The sequence below is a fragment of the Acinetobacter sp. HR7 genome (assembly GCF_000773685.1).
In the GTDB taxonomy this organism is placed as follows: domain Bacteria; phylum Pseudomonadota; class Gammaproteobacteria; order Pseudomonadales; family Moraxellaceae; genus Acinetobacter; species Acinetobacter thermotolerans.
This window is the reverse complement of the sequence record NZ_JPQO01000100.1, coordinates 1-3,087: the sequence shown is the minus strand read 5'-3', so window position 1 is coordinate 3,087 and position 3,087 is coordinate 1. Positions and strand designations below refer to the sequence as shown.

2 protein-coding genes and 1 pseudogene are annotated in these 3,087 nt (G+C 45.1%); 1 reads left to right on the top strand and 2 read right to left on the bottom strand.

The features are described from left to right. A pseudogene (locus GW12_RS15635) lies at window positions 1-125 on the top strand (IS30 family transposase); the annotation flags it as partial. 99 nt (window positions 126-224) lie between these two features. On the opposite strand, the gene GW12_RS05615 reads toward GW12_RS15635, so the two are convergent. Then, window positions 225-833, bottom strand: coding sequence for an SPOR domain-containing protein (locus GW12_RS05615; RefSeq protein ID WP_034584563.1), 609 nt, complete (start codon window positions 831-833; stop codon window positions 225-227). A gap of 235 nt (window positions 834-1,068) precedes the next feature. Continuing rightward, window positions 1,069-2,859, bottom strand: a complete 1,791-nt coding sequence (argS, locus tag GW12_RS05610; protein WP_034584565.1) for an arginine--tRNA ligase — start codon at window positions 2,857-2,859, stop codon at window positions 1,069-1,071. Window positions 2,860-3,087 lie beyond the last annotated feature (228 nt).

Genomic DNA, 3,087 nt, shown 5'->3' with positions numbered 1-3,087 from the left:
ACGTGTCAAACGAACAAATAGAGCAGATAGAATTTGCGCTCAACCATCGTCCTAGAAAAACGCTAGGTTGGTATACACCGAGTGAAGTTATGGCTGGTTTTTATACTGTTGCACTTGCCGCTTGAATCCGCCAATTAAAATCCCTCCTAACCTTCCTTTACGAAAGGGAGGAATTTAAAGAAGTTAAAAAAAAGCACCAAATGGCGCTTTTTTATATATGTGATTTATTTCTGCTTCACAACAATTGAATCGATACCGCTATGTTGCAAGGTTTGCTGGGCAATCACGGCAGCCTCAACCGAGTCATACGGACCAGAAACCACACGGTACCAGACCTTGCCATTTTCCACACTTCGCACCACATCTGCAGACAGGCCATTCAGAATAATTTCGGCACGACGGGCATCAGCCTGATCCGGATCATCATAGCTGCGCACTTGCAGGATATAGCTGTGTACAGGGGCAGCCGGTTCATCAATCAATCCGGGTTCTGCAGGTGTTTGTTCTTCTTCCGCTTTTGGTGCTTCGACAATGACCACTGCATCCTGTTTTGTAGTTTCAGGTACGGCCTGCTCAGGAATTGGGGTAACTTGCTGTTTAGGCAACAGATCATAGAAGCGATAATCCTTGTTAGTATCCTCTTCTTCATAATGTTCAGAAGTCGTCTGATTGTTGTTTGGTTTTACAGGTTCCCATGGCTTCCATAGCATGAGCGCCACCAGAAAACTTAACACGATTAAAATGATCACAAGTGTGCCTAACCATGCAGGAATCAATGGTTTTTTAGGCTTGTTCGGACGTTCAGATACACCGCGCTGCGTTTTTCCAAACACTGGGGATTTCCTCTTTGTATTTATTATCAGATAGAAAAGGCATAACTGCGGTTATGCCTTCTTACTCTCTGCATCGTATGTGATCGTGACGCAAATGTCATTATGCAATACACGAACTTTACAGCATATTTTTGACCTGTATGCCCAAGTGAACATACAGGTCATAATTTTTGGGTTACTTACATGCTCACTTTGAGTACAGCTCTTCGTCTTGCATCAATGTAAAAGCAGTGCTTTACATTGACTCAGGAGCGGACACACCTAACAGTTCCAGACCGTTACGCAGGACTTGGCGGACATTGATAGACAACAGTAGGCGGGCCTGAGTCAGTTCTGCATCATCACCCAGTACCTTGTTCTCATTGTACCAACCGTGGAACAGGGCAGCCAATTCTTTCAGATAGTTACCCACCTGGTGCGGTTCGTAGTTATTCGCGGCACGCACCACGATTTCTGGATAAGCTGCCAGTTTGGCCAGGATTTCAGTTTCTGCATCCAGTTCAAGTTTAGCTGCAAACGCACGTGCAGCTGTAGCGTCAAAGTTTACGCCAGTTGCAGCAGCTTTCTCTAACATACGGCAGATACGCGCATGGGCATACTGGATGTAGTACACCGCATTGTCCTTGCTTTGAGAAACGGCAAGATCCAGGTCGAAGTCAATGTGCTGTTCAGACTTACGCATCACGTAGTAGAAACGTGCCGCATCGTTACCGACTTCTTTACGCAGGTCACGCAAAGTCACGAACTGGCCTGAACGAGATGACATTTGCACCATCTCGCCACCACGCCATAAGCTCACGAACTGAACCAAAAGTACAGTCAGTTTTTTCGAGTCATAGCCCATCGCATCAATGGCAGCTTTAACACGTGCGATATAGCCATGGTGGTCTGAACCCCAGATATCTACGATATCGGTATAGCCACGTTGCAATTTGTTCAGGTGATAGGCGATGTCAGAAGCGAAATAGGTGGTTTGACCATTACGGCGTTTTACCACGCGGTCTTTTTCATCACCAAATTCGGTCGATTTAAACCAGATGTTGCCATCTTTTTCGTATAGGAAGCCACGCTGATCTAAAGTCTGTAGCGCTTCATCAATTTTTTCAGTCAGGGTTGCTTCGCTGAACCATTGGTTGAAAGTGACACCAAATTCACCCAGGTCATCTTTAATGTCATCTAGAATGGCTTTCAGCGCAGCCTGATGGAAGACACGGTAGCCTTCACCCAGTAAATTTTGTGAGTTATGAATCAGGCCATCGATATGTTTTTCTTTGTCACCTGACAGAACGACTTTGTTGCCATCCGCATCGGGTTCTGGTGCATATTGCACGTCTTCAGGCACGTCTTTATAAACGTCTGCGACTGGACGGACATAGACATCACCATCTTTGTCGATAATGCTTTGTGCGATTTCTTTAACATAGTCGCCTTGATAGGCATTTTTCGGAAATACCAGTTCCTGACCTTGTAGTTCCAAATAACGCAGGTACGTAGAGGTCGCCAGGATATCCATCTGACGGCCAGCATCGTTGACATAATATTCACGATCCACTTTCGCACCAGTGGCTTCCAGCAGGTTTGCAACGGTCATTCCGTAGGCAGCACCACGGCCATGACCGACGTGTAGGCTAGAAGTCGGATTAGCAGATACAAATTCTACCTGGATGCGTTTTTCCGCATTGGCTTGGGTGCGACCGAAGTTTTCTTTTTGCGCTTGAATCTGGTCTAGAACTGCGAAGCGCTGATCCGCATTCAGGAAAAAGTTGATAAAACCCGGGCCTGCAATCTCAGCTTTGCTGATGTCTGCAACTTCAGGCAGGGCAGCAAGGATTTTTTCTGCTAAATCACGCGGTTTCATTCCCGCAGCTTTAGACGCGATCATGGCAATATTTGATGCAAAGTCACCGTGGCTACGGTCTTTGGTACGCGTCAAATTACTTGTGTTGTTCCAGTCAGATGGGAGTACGTTTTGTGCCTTTAAGGTTTGCACTGCATGATCGAGAGCTGCTTGGATTGCCGTATTCATAATCAGTCGAAAATAGATATCGCAGAAAAACAGCAAATATAGCAAATTTCCGACTCTTTAGGTAAAACCATTTACAGGGAATAAAAAATATACGGGTCGTTCCGGGCAGATTTTTACAGATTTGTAAGGGATGATTTGATAGATTATGTGATGATTAAAGTATTTATAACTAAACGCCAATCTCAACTTTAAATAAGCTTTTCAAATTGAATCGGCGAATAACCACAT